The organism is Bradyrhizobium sp. CSA207 (genome assembly GCF_029051685.1).
Lineage (GTDB): Bacteria > Pseudomonadota > Alphaproteobacteria > Rhizobiales > Xanthobacteraceae > Bradyrhizobium.
Genome location: NZ_JAACFT010000049.1, coordinates 20622 through 36735, shown reverse-complemented (window position 1 = coordinate 36735; position 16114 = coordinate 20622). Strand labels below are relative to the sequence as shown.

Here is a 16114-nt window from a genome sequence, read left to right as displayed (position 1 = left end):
TTCACTGGCAATCCCGAGCCAAGCCCCCTGGGGAAGGTGTAGAGACTAGACGGGCAGCACCTAAGGCGACTCAGCTAAGGTGAAGGGATAGTCCAGACCACAAACGCATTCTATTGCGGCGGCGAAAGCCGTAGAGGGTACGAAAATCCGTAGGGCAATTGCCTGTCCCGGTTCGAGTCCGGGCGCCCGCACCAAAATTACAGATTGTTCGATGATGCGCGAAGAGAAGAAAGATTCGATTGTCGAAAAATCATTGGGACAGACTCCCTCCGAGCAGTACCTGTCACAGCTCTGTGACCGCACTTTCCTGAATGCGTGGGCTTATTCCAATCCCTACAAGGCGGATGGCAAGGAGCTGTGCGATCTCATCGCGGTGTTTGAAAACAACGTATTCCTCTTCTTTGACCGCGAGAGCCGAAAGTTTGATCACGAAGGCGATGTCCTTCTCACCTGGGAGCGATGGAAAAAGGAGGCCATCACCAAGCAGATCAAGACTGCTGCCGGCGCTAAACGATACCTGCTGGCCAATCGGGACCGGATTTTTCTCGACGTTGGCGCCACCAGACCTTTGCCGCTTGCCATTCCGGCTGGCGACCTGATCATTCACAAGATCGTCGTGGCCCATGGCGCCAAGGAGGCATGCGAACGTTTCTCTTCCGCGAACATCTACGGCAGTCTTGGCGTCACCTACCGGGCAGAGACCAGCGAGGCCGGGTCAGCTCTCCCCTTTATCGTTCCGCTAGACCGCATTGATCCGGTCCATGTCCTCGACAGCCATAACCTCGCGCTTATCCTTGGCGAGCTCGACACGCTGTTCGACTTCCAGGCCTATCTGCTTGCCAAGGAAGCGGCCATCGCGCGTTACGATTACCTGACCTATTGCGGCGAGGAAGACTTGCTCGCTCACTACTTCCTCAACTACGACCCCGCTTCAAACCGTTATCGGATCGGTGTCGACGGCGACTACAACGGCATTGCCATTGGCGAAGGAGAATGGCGTGATTTTGTAGAAACCGGGCCTTACCAGCGGCGAAAGGCCGAGAACCGGATATCATATGCTTGGGACAGACTGATCCAGAAGACTGCCACCAACGCGCTGAACGGCGTGCTTGGCGGCAACTCCAACGTTTTTCAGGGACAGAGCGCGATCCACGAGATGGCGAAGGAGCCTCGGATGTCCCGGCGCGCGCTCTCCGAAATGATGGCGAGCGCGATCAGGAATTTTCCGGACAACGCACAGAGCGGTATGCGGTACCTGTCATACCTGCCCTCGTTCTTTCCCGATCGCGCATACGTATTCCTGCAATTGTACTATCCGGATGCAGGTGACTACGAGACCGAATATCGCCCGGCCAGGCGGACAATGCTCGAATTTGCCTGCGGAGCCGCGAAGCTGAAATCTCCCCATCTGCAGAAAGTCATCGGCATCGCGATCGATGCGCCGAAATATTCCCGCGCGAATTCGGAGGATTTTATCCTGATGGACTGCGCGAACTGGACGCAGCAAAACCAGGAGTATTACGAAGAGGCCAACCAGGAGCTTCGCTTCTTTCAGACCGGCAACATGACCGAGCGGCGCATGCAGGTGAGTGAATTCCCTCTCCCCCGTACCGGCAGCAACATTTCAAGGATTGGCAGGAATCAGTTGTGCCCCTGCGGTTCGGGAAAGAAATACAAGCGGTGCCACGGCGATGCGGCCAACTGAAAGCACATTGAACGGCTATTCGCCTTATCTGGCAATCGCTGTCCCGGTTCGAGTCCGGGCGCCCGCACCAAGATTAAGTGAAAGTGTCACGCAGCTATGACGAAGCCACAATCAAACAGCCGCACGCAAGAATCCGAAAGATGGGTCGAAGAGTTCATCTCGTCACCCTTCATTTCCGAGTTCGTGTTTCGAAGCCCGCAGATGATCGACACCAGTCAAAAGGAAGTCGTTGACCTCCTGGTTTCTCATAGCGGGATGAGCATTCTGATTTCGCAAAAATGCCAGGAGGATCCCTTTAGCCGCAGTGCTGAAAAGACGACGGCGTGGGCTACCAAGCAGGCCAAAAAAGCTTTTTCACAGCTTCGTGGGGCCCTGCGCGGGGTTGAAGCTAAGAGAAGCGTTTGGTGTGACCATCGCAGACGCGGACGAGTTGAGTTTCCGGACGGCCTGCCGTTCATCAATCATGCAATCGTAATCGTGGAGGTGTTTGAGCGGGTTGAGCTCGGGCCGGAGAGCGATTTCCCGTTGGCCTTAAACGGGATCCCAGTCACATATCTTTCGGTCAATGACTTTCTCAATCTGGCTCAGGAGCTGCGTACCCTTCCCGAGATGTCGGAGTATCTGGAAGCCAGACGCTCGCTATCGAAGACTGCGCTGCGCACTGTTGGTGACGATAAGACCCTCTATGAGTACTACCTCGGCAATGATGGCTCTTTCCAGGAGTGCGTGGACCATGTCTCTGCGAAAGAGTTCGCTACCAACAATGGGGATCAATTGAAGATGGCCAGAGCGGCCAAAGCCGAATCGGACCGCTTTAGTAAGTTGATCGAGTACATCGCTGATCAATTAGCCACACGCCTCGCGGATTACGCGTCCGGCCTCCCGGCTGATATCCTCGCTGCTTTTGATGATCCGGGTGATCGAAAGCAGTATATCCAGATGCAAGACATTCTAGCGAACCTTCGTTTGCGGGAACGCGCTGAACTTGGGCGCGCTTTCAGCCAGTCTGTTGAGGCGCTGAAGAGTCAGTTAGAAGGATACGTTTATAGAGCACTCTACTTCGATACTCGGCCTGATCTTGTTTTCGTTTTGGCATCTAGCAAAGGTGTTGCGCGACGCGAGGTATTGGAGCGCGGCCTTGTACTTACGCGGGCCGCGATGGCACATTATGAGAAGTCTCGCGCCATGTTGATCGTTGATCGCGATGGAAGCGGCTTCGAAGTGTCAATGATTGAGTCCGCATCGGTCCCAACCGAAGAAGAGATAGTGGCTGGCAAGCGCTTCTTTGGCAGCCTGAGAGTCATTGACCGCGCATACTCATTTGCACGCTCTTCCGATCTATGAGGGCGAACGAACGGTCGGAGCAATGAGCAAGAAACTCAACCGCAAGCTACCTTCTACGGGGTCGTAATCTCAGCCTTGGCCCATTCTTCATCGCTCATCGGCGCGCCGTCTTTATCGGCCGCAGCAATAGCCTCAACCTGCTTGGAGGTCATGCGATCGAGGCGCTTCCAGTCGGTCTTGCCCGACAGAGGCACCAGGCTGCCATCTGCTTTCTTTTGATAGGGCTTGCCGTCAACCAGGATGGCGCGTGCCTTAACGTTTTTCATAGCGCCATTGCTCCCGTGTATTGGTTTTCTGTGTGGCGATTAAAATATGCCGTGCAGGTCCCGCCGACCGTCGACAATACGGATGATTTCGACTGCGTCGATTGGGCCTTCATCGGTGTCGGGATCGGTGCGGTACAGCAGAAGATAAGGCGCCTCGACCAGCATGCGCATCGAGGGGCGCACATCGGACCGGCGGACGCCCATCCGCGGTTGCGATCTCAACAGCTCCGCCTTGGCTTCGATGCGATCGAAATACCGCTCTGCGGCTGCGGGCTGCTCGAGCCCGATCATCACGTAGATGTCCAATAGGTCGGTACGCGCCAGGTTCGACCAGACCAGTTCAGTCGGCATTCCCAGAGGCTTTCTTCGCACCCTGCAGCCGCTCGCGCGCCTGTTTGCGCAGCTTCTTCATATCCAGCTTCCCGGCCGGGCCACTGGCAATGCCTTCATCCCACATCTGGCGCAGCCGCTGAATGTCTTCCTGACGCAGTTCACGCTTCAACTGCCAATCACGCACGGCCTCGCGCACGATTTCGCTGGTGGTGGCGTACTCACCGGCGTCGACTGCAGCCTTGAGCGCCGAAACCTGCTCGTTGGTGAGTGCTACGCTTACTTTCTCGACTGATGCCATCAAGACCTCCGTTTCCTTATGGTAGTAGATATTACTACTTCTTGACACCACCGACAATAGCGCGCCGTCTGCCCGCGTCAGGCAGGTTGGTGTCATCTAAGTTATTGAATAAGAACGAATGACGAGATTGGAGGGGCTAATCTCGTCATGGCGATGAGTTATAGAAATCGGTTCTATAGCTCATCCGGCAAAAGAACCGGCAAACATCAGCTCGAATAGTGGTCTAATCCGCTTCTCTTCAGTAGCTTATTGCCAAATCACAACCGGCAAAAAACTACTTCTTTTTCCCGTAGAGCTTGATGATCTCCCGCCGCCGCTCGGCCGGCGAAAGCCCTTTGCGATCGAACTCAGCAAACCGCTTCTTCATCGCCGTAGTGATTTTGATCCCCTCAACCGCACAGATCTTCTCAAAGTTTTCTCTGCCGATAACAAACCCGGAAGTGGCTGCAGATATCGTGGCAACCAACTTCCGTAACCGCGCGATGGAATAGGTGTGCGTATGGCCTTTGAGGGGCAGAGAAAGATCGCTCGGTGTGACGCCCAGGTGCTTTGCCGCAGCGGTGCCGGTCAGCTTGTGTGTCGTGATCAGCTGTTGCAGTTCTCGGACAAGATTTGCCTTGAGGAGCAATCTATCAGCATCCGGCAGGCCGAGGTCTGCGAAAATATTGCCGCTGCCAAGAGTGACGGTGGCTTCCTCCACCAAGGCGTTGCCAAAGGCGGAATCGCGCGTGGCGCGTGCTTTAACGACCTTCTTGAAATCTCGTGTGAGTGCCATCTGGGCAGGATAAGACCGCACGCTGACTCTGCCAAGTTGGTTGAAGCGGAGCTCGGTGGGCTATTCGGTGCTCCTGGGGCGATCGGCATTCTTCCTGACGCACTCAATGCTCTGCCATCGCTAACCGGCAAAACAAAAGGGCCCCTTGCGCAGGCCCTTTGTTTGCTAAACCAAGCTGCCTACGCTGGCGCAGGGTTGATCGCCGGTCAATTCCCCGAAAGAGCAGTGGCGATTGTGGTACGATAACGGCCATGCAAACCACCGAGGTTATCGCCCGACTGAAGGCCACCGAACCGCAATTGCGGGCCCTGGGCGTGACCGGCCTTTACCTTTTCGGCTCCTATGCGCGCAACGAGGCCGGGCCCCGTTCCGATGTCGATGTCTTCATCGACAAACCCCGCACGTTCGGCCTCGAGGGTTTCATGGGTGCGTATGAGGTTCTGAAGGCCGCCCTGCCGGTCAAGGTCGACTACGGGACGCGCGAAGGGCTTTCGAAGTTCATCCGGAAAGACGTCGAGCGGGAAGCCGTTCGCATCTTCTGACCGGATATATCCGATCTCAATCGTCTATGAGGGAGGCGCGCCTGGAATCAGGGTGCAGTCTTCGGCATTGCGTCCCTCCGGACGACGCTAACAAACCTCCGGCCCAGATGGGTGCCTTGTCAAGAGTTCTGCCACCCGTTTCAGCGTTGTCTGATGGGCTTGGTAATGACGAGATTAGCAGCGCTAATCTCTGCAAAGGATGACGAGACCCCCCAGCGAGACGAGACTAGTCAGGCCGTAGGCCGGCCAGCATGCCGCCCGAAGGACTCGACCTCCCGACGAACATCCAAAAAGAACGTACCCGCACCCAGCATACGTTCAGGATGCTTTGCCGCATCTTTACATCGACAAACCGTCTCTGCCCACCAGGCCGCAGCCTCGCCATTCGGAAGCGTTGTGGCGTTATCGTCAGGGTTCATAGGGCGGACTTTCATCTTGGCCGACGGGCCTGACACCGAGCAAGGGTTCATTAAGCACTCGCTCGTACGGTCATGGCCGTAGTTCGGGAATTCGTCTTGCGGGGGACGATAACGAAAATGCAGCCCTCCCAGGCGACCCGTCAAGGGGTTGTGCACCCGGCCTACTCAGGGATTTTCCACTTACACATTGTCGGACATTTTCCCCAAGGTGGGATTCATTCTCTTCCACAGAGACTTACACACCTGGCCTTTGTCTGGAAAAACTCAATAATTATCAATAGTTAATCCAGACCATATTGGACTTAAAATCCCTCGGTGCGCAAGCGCTGTGCCGGTTCGACCCCGGCTGCCCGCACCATCTGAGCCGACGGCGCCGGCCGCGCCAACAGCATGATCCAGAAGCAGGCGAGCGCGACCGCGATCTGGACGAAACTGCCGTCGATCGTCTCCCCCGTGAGCGAGATAAGAGTTGGGATGGCGACGCCGATGCTCAGCACGGCCGCAAGCGCCGCGGCCGGAAGATCGACGATCAGCACGGCGGCGTAGACCGCCAATTCAAGAAAGGCATATTCCTTGAGGCGCGGCGAACAGAGATAAAGTCCGTACATCGCAAGCACGCTGAAGCGCATGGCTGCATGCGGATGATCGATCAGCCAGCGGTCGAGGCGCGCCGGCAGCGATCCCTCACCATTGCCGATCGTGCGCAGCACCGACCAGCCGAGCGGCGCCAATACCAGCGCGGACGCCGCCAACGCATAGACGGCGAACACGATCGGCTTGCTGTCGGCCAGGCCGACGCGGTCCATGACGCTTCGGGCCAACAGGAGCAGCGACGGATTGATTTCGTCCAGCTGGACCGAATGCTGGTCGGGAATCCCTCCCGTGATCGCGAGCAACCAGCTCGATGACAGCTGTGGATAGAAGGCGATCGAGAGCAGGAGCGGGAGCACGAGGCCGGCGGCACCCACCATCATCAGGACGAGTTTCCGCCGACGCGTCAGCGGCAGGAAATAGAGCGCCGCCAGCACCGGGCAGAACACCAGCTTGAGCGAAAGGACAAGCCCGAGCAATGCCGCCCCCACGACACGAGGCACGACATGTCGATCGTCGTGCGCCGCAGGCGCGGCGGGGCGAAGCAGCAGCGCAAGCGCGGCGGCGGTCAGTGCGCCACTCAGGATCGCAAAATTCCCCGAGGCCACAACCCATTCGAAGCCGATGAATGCGCCGAGCACCCAGAGAACCCTGAGCGCGACGTCAGGCAAATTGCGCGTCCGGCCAAGACCGGGCAGCAACAGGCCGCAGAGCACGGCGAGGCCGAGATAGAGGCCTCTGTAGTGACCGACGAGAAAGCCGCCCGCGCACAGAGGGCGGAAGGCGTCCAACGTCACCGGCAGATAGGGATAGGAAAGCTTGGTGCCCTTCAGATTCTTGACGAAGTAGGGATCGAGCCCATCGACATGGGCATCGACTGCCGCGCAATTGACGCGAACATCCCAGCCATATTTCATGTCGAGCCTGGCGTCGTTGACGAGATTGCCGAGCACCAGCAGCGCCACCAGCACGATCAGGCGGACAAGCCAAACGTTCCGCCGCTCAGCCATGTCGGCCGACGGCCCCAACCATCGTGTTGTTCCGGTGACGTCGGACACAAGTAGATACCTTTGCCTGGGCTCCCCTCAGCGCCGCCAACGCTGCGCTTCATCGATCAGCCACCACAGTGAACAGGATGGGTTTTCATTTCATCCTGCCGTGTCGATAGACGCTGCCGGGGCGCCGATCTTTGGACGCACATGGTAAATCGCTGGTTTCGGGCCGGCAGCCAGGGCGCTCCCATCCACCGAATCTGCGACTCTCTCACCAATTCTTGTCCGCCCCTGCCCCGCCTGACAGCCATCTCGAAACAAGGGTTGTGCAACGCAGCATGAGGGGTAGATAAGCCTCTGAAATCAGAGGTGAGCTTCCTTGTCCGACGTTAACGCCGACAGTTGGGTGTCCTCGGGACACCGCCCGATGGGCTTTCCCGAATTCGTCATCGTGGTGGCGTCGATCATGGCGCTGAATCCACTCGCCATGGACATGATGCTGCCGGCGCTGCCCAATATCGGGGCGGCCTTCACGATTCCCAACGCCAACCATCTCCAGCTCGTGCTGTCGACGTTCCTGATCGGCTTCGGCGTGGGCCAGTTCGTCATGGGCCCGCTGTCCGACCGCTTCGGCCGGCGCCCGGTGCTGCTGGGCGGCATGGCGGTCTATGCGGTGGCGAGCGTGCTGGCGGTCGCCGCACCCTCGTTCGAAACATTGCTGCTGGCGCGGGCGCTGCAGGGGCTCGGCACCTCGGCGACGCGCGTGATCGCAACCTCCATTGTGCGCGATTGCTATGTCGGGCGCCGCATGGCCAGCGTGATGTCGCTCGCCATGATGGTGTTCATCGCGGTACCCGTGATCGCGCCCTCGTTCGGACAGGCGGTGCTGCTGGTGACGCAATGGCGCGGCATCTTCGTGGTGCTGATGCTCTACGGTCTGCTCGCGCTGGCGTGGAGCGTGTGGCGGTTGCCGGAGACGCTGCCCGAATCGGAGCGCAGGTCGCTCGCGCCCGCCGACGTGCTCGCGGCCTTCCGCCAGACCGTCACCAACCGCCAGACCATCGGCTACGCCACCGCCGCCGGCAGCGTCATGGGCGCGCTGTTCGCCTACGTGTTCTCGGCCCAGCAGGTCTTCACCGGCATCTACCATCTCGGGCACTATTTCCCCCTCGCCTTTGCCGCGATCGCGGCCGGCACCGCCATCGCCGGCTTCCTCAACGCAAAACTGGTCGGACGGCTCGGCATGCGCGTGATCTCGCACGGTGCGCTGACGCTCTACACGGCGGTGGCGGGCGTGATGCTGCTGACGGAAAGCCTGGGCGCGCTGCCGCTTGCCTTGTTCATGGCGCTGTCTGCCCTGATGATGTTCTCGTTCGGCATGATGGTCGCCAACTTCACCGCGCTCGCGATGGAGCCGCAGGGCCATATCGCCGGCACCGCCTCCTCGCTCTACGGCTCGATCACGACACTGATCGGCATTGTCGTCGGCATGGCCATCGGCCAGAGCTTTGACGGCACGCTGCTGCCGTTCTCGGTCGGCTTCTTCCTCTCGACGCTCGCAGCGCTCGCGATCGTGCTGGTGGTGGAGAAGGGACGGCTGTTCAAGCCGCATCATCGCCCGATCGCGTGAGGAACTTCCTGGCCGCCTCGATGTTGTATTGCAGCAATCGAAAGGCCTTCTGATGAAACCGGAACACCGCGAAGACAGCCACAAGCCGGAGCCGCAGACAGAACGGCAGACGAAGGAACGTCCGGAGCCGAAGGCTGAGCAGGCCACGTTCACAGCGCCCTTCGCGAGCGAAGGACTGCAGGTGCGAGACAATCACTGCTGAGCGCGAGACTGTTCGGTCGGTCGCCGGCTGGCGCTGAAATCATCCGCAGCGCTCTCGGGCACCGCGCCGCTACCACCCGGCGGCGCCATCAGCACGATTACTTCCCGCGTCAGACCGGGCCAGCCCCACAACGACGCCTGCACGGTAAACTCGCGCCTGACGACGTGCCCCTCCTGGGCGGCCACCCACTCCATCCACCGGTTGCAAGAGTCCTGGTCGCGGAAACAAAGCGCCGCCCAGCCGGGCTTGGGAGTCGCCTTGCGCGGTAGACCCCAGGTGGATTGATAGTCGAGCGGCCGCGCGTGCGGGTGGTCGGAGCTGTAGAACGCCGCCGCGAAGGCCAGCGCCTCATCGCCACTCACGGCGCTGAGCGGCTTGCCGGTCAGTTCGCGCCACTCGCGGGTCAATTCAACTGCCGCCTGCGCGTAAAAATTCCGGCCCTCCTCGTAGCCGTAGCTGTTGCGATAGACGGCATGGATCGGTGCTGCGACCAGAACGGCGGCGAGCGCAATGCCGGCCGCGATCACCGTGACGTTGACGGTGTAGAATCGCTCGATCGGGTAGCGGGTGCCGCAGACGATGAGCACGACGAACAGGAATAGTCCCTGCAACGCCCAAAGCGACGGCAGATCGGTCCCCACCGCAACCGACGTCAGGACCGGCAGCACGATCGTGCCGATCGCGATGTAGAAGAGAAGCCGCAGGCCCGGATTCATCGCGGCGAAGTCGGCCGGAAACTGCTTGAGCCGCCTGCCAGCGATGAACACCCAGGAGACCGCGACTGCGCTCATGGCCGCCACAAGTCCCAGAAGGAAGTTCTTCACTTCGCCGAGCGAACTCACGGCATCGCCGTTGGCGTGGGCCAGCGCATAGGTGAAGGTCGACGCGCCCGTGGTTGCGAGCCAGTAGATGTGCGGCGACAGCACCGCGAGCCCGGTGACCAACGAGATCCAGGGCGAAGCACAGGTGAAATAGGCGCGCCGCGCCGGATGGACCAACGCGGCCAACGCAAAACTCGCGACAAGGAAGACCGAATAGTACTTGCCGACCATCGCCAGCGCCGTTGCGCATCCCACCGCGACCGCCCAGAAGGCGCTGCGGGTTTCGAACGCGCGCAGAAAACACCAGGTCGCCAGCGGCCAGGTCGCGAGCAGCACGGCATTGGCATTGAAGCGCTGGGCGTGGAACTGATAGGCCGGCGTCAGCATCAGGAGCAACAGCACCAGGATGCGCTTGTCCCCGGCGGCGAACTGCCGCGAAATCAGGTCGACGAAGTACAGCGCAAACCCGGCATTGACCATCGCCATCAGTTGCAGCGACCAGTCGCTGACCGGGAAGACGGCGGTCCAGGCCGCGGCGACCCAGCCCATCAGCGGCGGATGCTTGTGATAGCCCCAGGCGAAATGCCGCCCCAGCGTCCAGGCCTCGAGCGTGTCGGGATGCAGGCCGCTGCCCGCATAGGCGATGGCCAGATACAGAGTCCAGACCGCGACGAAGCAGACCAGGAGTAGCGGAACGGCCCAGCCCGCCTCCACAGCATCAAGCCAGCGTAGCAACGGCCGGCGCCACCGCGCCGGCGCGCGATCCGACCGTTCGGCCATCGCCTGGAATGCAAAATCGATCGGCACGTGCTTCAAATCGCGGGAGGAAAAGTAGTCCGAAGACGAATCATCTATTTCAGATTGGAAACAAATAGCAACAATTGGAGACTGGAACAGTTAAAGGCCCGCCGCCTTTGCGGAACAAGCCAGCAAAAGAGAACGGCGCCGCTGATGACAGCGGCGCCGCGTGATGATGGGGACGAAGGCCGCGGAGCGCGCGCTCGCCTCACTCGCTCTTGTCGACGTTCCAGAACACCGGGGTTGCCGGGCCGTCAAGCAAGCCGGTGAGCGACTTGCGCCAGCCGCTCGGCAGAAGATACTGACCGAGCGGAACGTAGATCACTTGCTCATAGGCTTCCTTCTGGATCTCGGTCGCGATCTTCTTCTGCTCGTCGAGCGAGGGCGCGCGGACGAAGGCGTCCTTGAGCTGCTCGATCTTGGCGTCTTCCGCCCAGCCGAACCAGCCGCCCTTCTTGCCCTGGCCGCCGATCGAAAGATTGGCGATCGGATTGGACACGTCGGCCGCGACCCAGTTGGTGAAGAACATATTCCAGCCGCCCTCCTTCGGCGGCTTCTGGCTGGCGCGACGGCTCACCACCGTCTGCCAGTCGGTTGCCTGCAGGTCCACCTTGAAGCCGGCTTCGCGCAAGAGCTGGGCCGCGACGATCGGCTGCGCCTTCAGCGTGGTGACATCGCCCGGAGCCATGACCACCACCGGCGTGCCGTCATAGCCGGACTCGGCGAGCAGCTTCTTGGCTTCCGCCATGCCACTGCCCTTGATCAGGCTCTCGGAGCCGGCGTCGCTCGCAAACGGTGTGTCGCACACGAAGAACGCGCCGCAGATCTTCTGATATTTGGGGTTGCCGACGAGCGCGTCGAGAACGTCCTTCTGGTTCATCGCCAGCAAGGCAGCGCGGCGCACCTTGACGTTATCGAACGGCGGATGGAGGAAGTTCATTCGCCCGAGCGTCTGGAATCCGAACTTGTTCGAGACCTCGAGCGTGAGCTCCTTGTTCGCCTCCAGCACCGGAAGCATGTCGTACGGCAGATTTTCCATGAAATCGATGTCGCCCGACTGCAGCGCGTTCACTGCGGTCTGCGAGTCCGGCATGGTGATCCATTCGACACGGTCGACCTTCACCACCTTGCCGCCGGAGGTCCAGCTCGACGGCTCCTTGCGCGGGACATAGTCGGTGTTCTTGGCATAGACCGCCTTCACACCGGGCTGGAATTCCGACTGCACGAACTTGAAGGGGCCGGAGCCGATCTGTTCGGGGATCTGCTTGTCCGGCGGCGTCTCCGCGAGGCGCTTCGGCATCATGAAGGCAACGCGCGAGGACGGCTTGCCGATCGACTCAAGCACCAGGCTGTAAGGCTCCTTCAGCTTCAGCGTGATCGTCTTGGCGTCGGTCGCCTCGATGCTCGCGGTGAAGTCCATCAGCTTCTGGCCCATGCCGTCGACCGCACCCCAGCGCTTCAGCGAGGCGACGCAATCCTCCGCCGTCACCGGCGCGCCGTCATGCCACTTCAGGCCATCGCGCAGCGTAAAGGTGTAGGTGAGCTTGTCGTCGGAGATCTTCCAGTCCGCCATCTGCGGCTGGATCTTGAAATTCGAATCAGTCGCGATCAACGTGTCGTAAACCATATAGCCGTGGTCACGCGTGATGTAGGCCGTGGTGAAGATTGGATCGATGATGCGCAGATCCGAATGCATCACCGCCGTGATGGTCTTGCCGGCCGCAAGCACGGGCGAGGCCAATGCCGTCGAAAGCGCGACCACCGACAGCGCAAGTTTGGAGGCGAACGCGCGACGCCCCCGGCGCATGAGTTGGAACATTGAAGTTTCTCCTGACATGAAACTGGTCAAAGGCAGGTTATTGGTTGAGCAATCGGATCGTTCTTTAGGCGAACTAACCTCATGCAATGCCTTTATCTTTTCGAGACTTGCAGAGAGCATCGAGCCCGTCAATCCGCATTCAGTGCATGCCCATGGGGGCCCTCGCACGGGCTCCACAATGATCGCTTTCACTCTACAACGCTGTCCGCCGATCCTTCCCCCATCGCGCGCTGCACGCGCAAATCCATCGTTCTAAGCCGAAGAGACCCAGATGAATCCAGCCAATCTTCCCTTTGATTCCGAGGCAATGCTCGAGGGCCTGCGCAGCTGGGTGGAATGCGAAAGCCCGACCTGGGACGCCAACGCCGTGAACCGCATGCTCGATCTCGCAGCGCGGGATATGGCGGTCATGGGTGCGACGATCGAGCGCATCGCCGGCCGTCAGGGTTTTGGCGGTGTTGTCCGCGCGCGTTTCCCGCATCCGAAGCAGGGCGAGCCGGGCATCCTGATCGCCGGGCACATGGATACCGTCCATCCCGTCGGCACGATCGAGAAGCTGAAATGGCGGCGTGAGGGCAACAGGTGCTACGGCCCCGGCATCTATGACATGAAGGGCGGCAATTATCTCTCGCTGGAGGCGATCCGGCAGTTGGCGCGCGCCTCTTTCACGACGCCGCTGCCGGTCACCGTGCTGTTCACGCCGGACGAGGAAGTCGGCACGCCCTCGACGCGCGACATCATCGAGGCGGAGGCCGCGCGCAATAAATACGTGCTAGTGCCCGAGCCTGGCCGCCCCGACAACGGCGTCACCACGGGGCGCTATGCGATCGCCCGCTTCAATCTCGAGGCAACCGGACGGCCGAGCCACGCCGGCGCGACGCTGTCGGCGGGACGCTCGGCCATCCGCGAGATGGCGCGGCAGATCCTCGCCATCGATGCAATGACGAGCGAGGACTGCACGTTCTCGGTCGGCGTCGTGCACGGTGGACAATGGGTCAATTGCGTTGCTACGACCGCTACCGGCGAAGCCCTTTCAATGGCCAAGCGCCAGGCCGATCTCGACCGCGGCGTCGAGAGGATGCTGGCGCTGTCGGGCACAACCAATGATGTCAGCTTCAAGGTCACCCGCGGTGTGACGCGACCGGTGTGGGAACCGAATGCCGGCACCATGGCGCTTTATGAAAAAGCCCGCGATATCGCCAACTCTCTCGGCGCGGAACTGCCGCATGCAAGCGCCGGCGGCGGCTCCGATGGCAACTTTACCGGTGCGATGGGCATCCCGACTCTCGACGGCCTGGGCGTGCGCGGAGGCAACGTCCACACGCTTGAGGAGTATATCGAGGTCGACAGCCTGGCCGAACGCGGTCGGCTGATGGCGGGGTTGCTGGCGACGCTGGAGTAATCAAGTCATTATGCGAGTCCGAGGCGATGCGACGGCATCGACCTCGGGAATGGCTGAATGAGGCGTCCCCCAAACGACTAGCCGCACTGCAAAACCTGTGGCCCCAATGGCACGGGAATTGCTGAAATGTTAGGCTGGTGGCAGAACAGCCAAAGACTGCTGCTGCCGATTTGACTCTAATCTGACGGATCCAACTTGCTCGGATATCTCCTTCGCCGAATTTTCGCCGCCGTGCCTGTGATGGGCGTGGTCGCTCTGTTCGTCTTCCTTCTGCTCCGACTCACCCCCGGCGATCCCGCCGCCATTCTCGCCGGCGACAACGCGACGCCGGAGCGGCTGGAGCGCATCCGCACCTCGCTCGGCCTCAACGATCCCCTGATCGTCCAATTCGTCACCTGGGTGGGCAAGCTCCTGCACGGTGATCTCGGGACTTCGCTGATCTCCAATCTGCCCGTCATGAAGATGATCGGCCAGCGCGTCGAGCCGTCGATCTCGATCGCGCTGTCGACCATCATCCTCGCCGTCGTCGTCGCCGTACCCTTGGGCGTGATCGCGGCGTGGAAGCACGGCACCTGGATCGACCGCTTCGTGATGGGGCTGTCCGTGCTCGGCTTCTCGGTCCCGGTGTTCGTGGTCGGCTACGTCCTGATCGAAGTCTTCGCCATCGATCTGCGCTGGGTGCCGGTGCAGGGCTTCCGCAGCATCTCGAACGGCTTTGGGCCGTTCTTCGAGCGCATCATCCTGCCGACCTGCGCGCTGTCCTTCATCTATATCGCGCTGATCGCCCGCATGACGCGCGCTGCGATGCTCGATGTCCTCGGCGAGGATTATGTCCGCACCGCGCGCGCCAAAGGCATCAACGAAGTCGCCGTGATGATGCGGCACGCGCTGCGCAACGCCGCCGTGCCCGTGATCACCGTGATCGGCACCGGCTTTGCGCTTCTGATCTCCGGTGTCGTCGTCACCGAGAGCGTGTTCAACATTCCCGGCATCGGCCGCCTCACGGTGGATGCGGTGCTGGCGCGTGATTACCCGGTGATCCAGGCGATGATCTTGCTGACGTCGCTGATCTACGTCGTCGTCAATCTCTTGATCGACGTCGCCTACACCCTGCTGGATCCGCGGATCCGGTACTGAGGCAAGGACAACCAAGGACAAAAATGTCGGTCGATACCCTTCCCCAGTCGTCCATTCCGATCACGTCGCCGCTGCGGCCGCGCTTCGGATTCCTCACCTCGACGCCGATCATCGCCGCGGCAACGGTCTGCCTCGCGCTGATCGTGCTGGTCTCGATCCTGGCGCCGCTGATCGCGCCGCACGATCCGATCCAGCTTGCGCCGTCGCAGCGGTTGAAACCCTCCTCCGCGCAATTCCTGCTCGGTACCGACGCCTATGGCCGGGACCTCCTATCGCGTGTCATATATGGCGGCCGCATCTCGCTCCTGATCGGCATCGGCTCGGCGGTCATGGCGATCGTCATCGGCCTGGCGATCGGCCTCGTCTCCGGCTTCTTCAAGCTGGTCGATGCCGTCATGATGCGCGTCATGGACGGCCTGATGGCGATGCCGAGCATTCTGCTGGCGATCGCCGTGGTGTCGCTGTCCGGCGCCAGCATCTGGACCGTGCTGATCGCGATCACGATCCCCGAAGTTCCGCGCGTGGCCCGCCTGGTGCGCTCGGTCGTGCTGTCGGCGCGCGAGGAGCCCTATGTTGAAGCGGCGATCTCGGTCGGCTCGTCCCTGCCGAAGATCATGTGGCGGCATTTGATGCCGAACACGATCGCGCCCCTGATCGTGCAGGGCAGCTACGTCTGCGCGTCCGCGATCCTCACCGAGGCCATCCTCTCCTTCCTCGGCGCCGGCATCTCGCCGGAGACGCCGACCTGGGGCAACATCATGGCCGAGGGCCGCCAGTACTTCCAGCTCAAGCCGACGCTGATCTTCTGGCCGGGCCTGTTGCTGTCGATCGCGATCCTCAGCATCAACCTGATCGGCGACGCCGCCCGCGACGCCCTCGATCCCCGCATGAAGCAGCGGGAGGGGAAGTGATTTGGCGCGCCGACCTTTCCCCTTGTTCCGTCATTGCGAGCGAAGCGAAGCAATCCAGTCTGCATCCGCGGACAGATTTCTGGATTGCTTCGTCGCTACAGCGCAAAATTGCTTTGCAATTTTGTCGCG

Annotated in this window: 14 protein-coding genes; 7 read left to right on the top strand and 7 right to left on the bottom strand. The window is 60.8% G+C overall.

What is annotated here, in order from left to right; genetic code table 11:
• The first annotated feature begins 211 nt into the window (after positions 1 to 211).
• Together GWG65_RS36350 and GWG65_RS36345 are read left to right on the top strand one after the other, a co-directional pair.
• The gene (locus GWG65_RS36350) at positions 212 to 1705 is read left to right on the top strand and encodes an SEC-C domain-containing protein (RefSeq protein ID WP_275200247.1); all 1494 of its coding nucleotides are present in this window, start codon (positions 212 to 214) and stop codon (positions 1703 to 1705) included.
• A 201-nt stretch (positions 1706 to 1906) separates the two neighbouring features.
• A complete protein-coding gene (locus GWG65_RS36345) occupies positions 1907 to 3049 on the top strand; it encodes a hypothetical protein (protein WP_275200246.1) in 1143 nt (380 codons plus the stop codon).
• Positions 3050 to 3102: 53 nt separating this feature from the next.
• On the opposite strand, the gene GWG65_RS36340 is transcribed toward GWG65_RS36345, so the two are convergent.
• The 4 genes from GWG65_RS36340 to GWG65_RS36325 form a co-directional block, all read right to left on the bottom strand.
• Positions 3103 to 3315, bottom strand: a complete 213-nt coding sequence (locus GWG65_RS36340) for a hypothetical protein (protein WP_275200245.1) — start codon at positions 3313 to 3315, stop codon at positions 3103 to 3105.
• 39 nt (positions 3316 to 3354) lie between these two features.
• Positions 3355 to 3666: a type II toxin-antitoxin system RelE/ParE family toxin gene (locus GWG65_RS36335; RefSeq protein WP_275200244.1), complete on the bottom strand. Its 312-nt coding sequence runs from the start codon at positions 3664 to 3666 to the stop codon at positions 3355 to 3357.
• Positions 3656 to 3946, bottom strand: coding sequence for a type II toxin-antitoxin system ParD family antitoxin (locus GWG65_RS36330; RefSeq protein ID WP_275200243.1), 291 nt, complete (start codon positions 3944 to 3946; stop codon positions 3656 to 3658). The genes GWG65_RS36335 and GWG65_RS36330 overlap by 11 nt, the downstream gene beginning before the upstream one ends.
• 274 nt (positions 3947 to 4220) lie before the next feature.
• Positions 4221 to 4721 carry an XRE family transcriptional regulator gene (locus GWG65_RS36325; RefSeq protein ID WP_275200242.1) on the bottom strand — a complete coding sequence of 167 codons (501 nt, stop codon included), beginning with the start codon at positions 4719 to 4721 and terminating at the stop codon, positions 4221 to 4223.
• 251 nt (positions 4722 to 4972) lie between these two features.
• On the opposite strand from GWG65_RS36325, the gene GWG65_RS36320 reads away from it, so the two are divergent.
• Positions 4973 to 5263, top strand: coding sequence for a nucleotidyltransferase domain-containing protein (locus GWG65_RS36320; protein WP_275200241.1), 291 nt, complete (start codon positions 4973 to 4975; stop codon positions 5261 to 5263).
• A gap of 721 nt (positions 5264 to 5984) precedes the next feature.
• Here the strand turns inward: GWG65_RS36320 and GWG65_RS36315 are convergent.
• Complete coding sequence (locus tag GWG65_RS36315; RefSeq protein WP_275200240.1) at positions 5985 to 7283, bottom strand: hypothetical protein; 1299 nt, start codon at positions 7281 to 7283, stop codon at positions 5985 to 5987.
• 361 nt (positions 7284 to 7644) lie between these two features.
• On the opposite strand from GWG65_RS36315, the gene GWG65_RS36310 reads away from it, so the two are divergent.
• Entirely contained in the window at positions 7645 to 8895 is a 1251-nt protein-coding gene (locus GWG65_RS36310) for a multidrug effflux MFS transporter (protein ID WP_275200239.1), read from the top strand.
• Between the two features lie 192 nt (positions 8896 to 9087).
• Here the strand turns inward: GWG65_RS36310 and GWG65_RS36305 are convergent, their stop codons facing one another.
• The gene (locus GWG65_RS36305) at positions 9088 to 10698 is read right to left on the bottom strand and encodes a glycosyltransferase family 39 protein (RefSeq protein ID WP_275200260.1); all 1611 of its coding nucleotides are present in this window, start codon (positions 10696 to 10698) and stop codon (positions 9088 to 9090) included.
• A 226-nt stretch (positions 10699 to 10924) separates the two neighbouring features.
• Positions 10925 to 12535, bottom strand: coding sequence for an ABC transporter substrate-binding protein (locus tag GWG65_RS36300; protein WP_275200238.1), 1611 nt, complete (start codon positions 12533 to 12535; stop codon positions 10925 to 10927).
• 271 nt (positions 12536 to 12806) lie between these two features.
• Here GWG65_RS36300 and GWG65_RS36295 point away from each other — a divergent pair, with 271 nt between their 5' ends.
• The 3 genes from GWG65_RS36295 to GWG65_RS36285 all read left to right on the top strand — a co-directional run bounded on the left by GWG65_RS36295 (position 12807) and on the right by GWG65_RS36285 (position 15985).
• A complete protein-coding gene (locus tag GWG65_RS36295) occupies positions 12807 to 13937 on the top strand; it encodes a M20/M25/M40 family metallo-hydrolase (RefSeq protein ID WP_275200237.1) in 1131 nt (376 codons plus the stop codon).
• Between the two features lie 195 nt (positions 13938 to 14132).
• Positions 14133 to 15074 (top strand): ABC transporter permease, encoded by a 942-nt coding sequence (locus GWG65_RS36290; protein ID WP_275200236.1) that lies wholly within the window; start codon positions 14133 to 14135, stop codon positions 15072 to 15074.
• Positions 15075 to 15097: 23 nt separating this feature from the next.
• Positions 15098 to 15985 carry an ABC transporter permease gene (locus GWG65_RS36285; protein ID WP_275200235.1) on the top strand — a complete coding sequence of 296 codons (888 nt, stop codon included), beginning with the start codon at positions 15098 to 15100 and terminating at the stop codon, positions 15983 to 15985.
• The last annotated feature ends 129 nt before the right edge of the window (positions 15986 to 16114 follow it).

What these genes read in the sequence shown, in the direction of transcription:
- GWG65_RS36340 (WP_275200245.1), bottom strand. Translation starts at nt 3,315, where the DNA reads ATGAAAAACGTTAAGGCACGCGCCATCCTGGTTGACGGCAAGCCCTAT.
- GWG65_RS36335 (WP_275200244.1), bottom strand. Translation starts at nt 3,666, where the DNA reads ATGCCGACTGAACTGGTCTGGTCGAACCTGGCGCGTACCGACCTATTG.
- GWG65_RS36325 (WP_275200242.1), bottom strand. Translation starts at nt 4,721, where the DNA reads ATGGCACTCACACGAGATTTCAAGAAGGTCGTTAAAGCACGCGCCACG.
- GWG65_RS36350 (WP_275200247.1), top strand. Translation starts at nt 212, where the DNA reads ATGATGCGCGAAGAGAAGAAAGATTCGATTGTCGAAAAATCATTGGGA.
- GWG65_RS36330 (WP_275200243.1), bottom strand. Translation starts at nt 3,946, where the DNA reads ATGGCATCAGTCGAGAAAGTAAGCGTAGCACTCACCAACGAGCAGGTT.
- GWG65_RS36305 (WP_275200260.1), bottom strand. Translation starts at nt 10,698, where the DNA reads ATGGCCGAACGGTCGGATCGCGCGCCGGCGCGGTGGCGCCGGCCGTTG.
- GWG65_RS36295 (WP_275200237.1), top strand. Translation starts at nt 12,807, where the DNA reads ATGAATCCAGCCAATCTTCCCTTTGATTCCGAGGCAATGCTCGAGGGC.
- GWG65_RS36320 (WP_275200241.1), top strand. Translation starts at nt 4,973, where the DNA reads ATGCAAACCACCGAGGTTATCGCCCGACTGAAGGCCACCGAACCGCAA.
- GWG65_RS36285 (WP_275200235.1), top strand. Translation starts at nt 15,098, where the DNA reads ATGTCGGTCGATACCCTTCCCCAGTCGTCCATTCCGATCACGTCGCCG.
- GWG65_RS36300 (WP_275200238.1), bottom strand. Translation starts at nt 12,535, where the DNA reads ATGTTCCAACTCATGCGCCGGGGGCGTCGCGCGTTCGCCTCCAAACTT.
- GWG65_RS36345 (WP_275200246.1), top strand. Translation starts at nt 1,907, where the DNA reads ATGATCGACACCAGTCAAAAGGAAGTCGTTGACCTCCTGGTTTCTCAT.
- GWG65_RS36315 (WP_275200240.1), bottom strand. Translation starts at nt 7,283, where the DNA reads ATGGCTGAGCGGCGGAACGTTTGGCTTGTCCGCCTGATCGTGCTGGTG.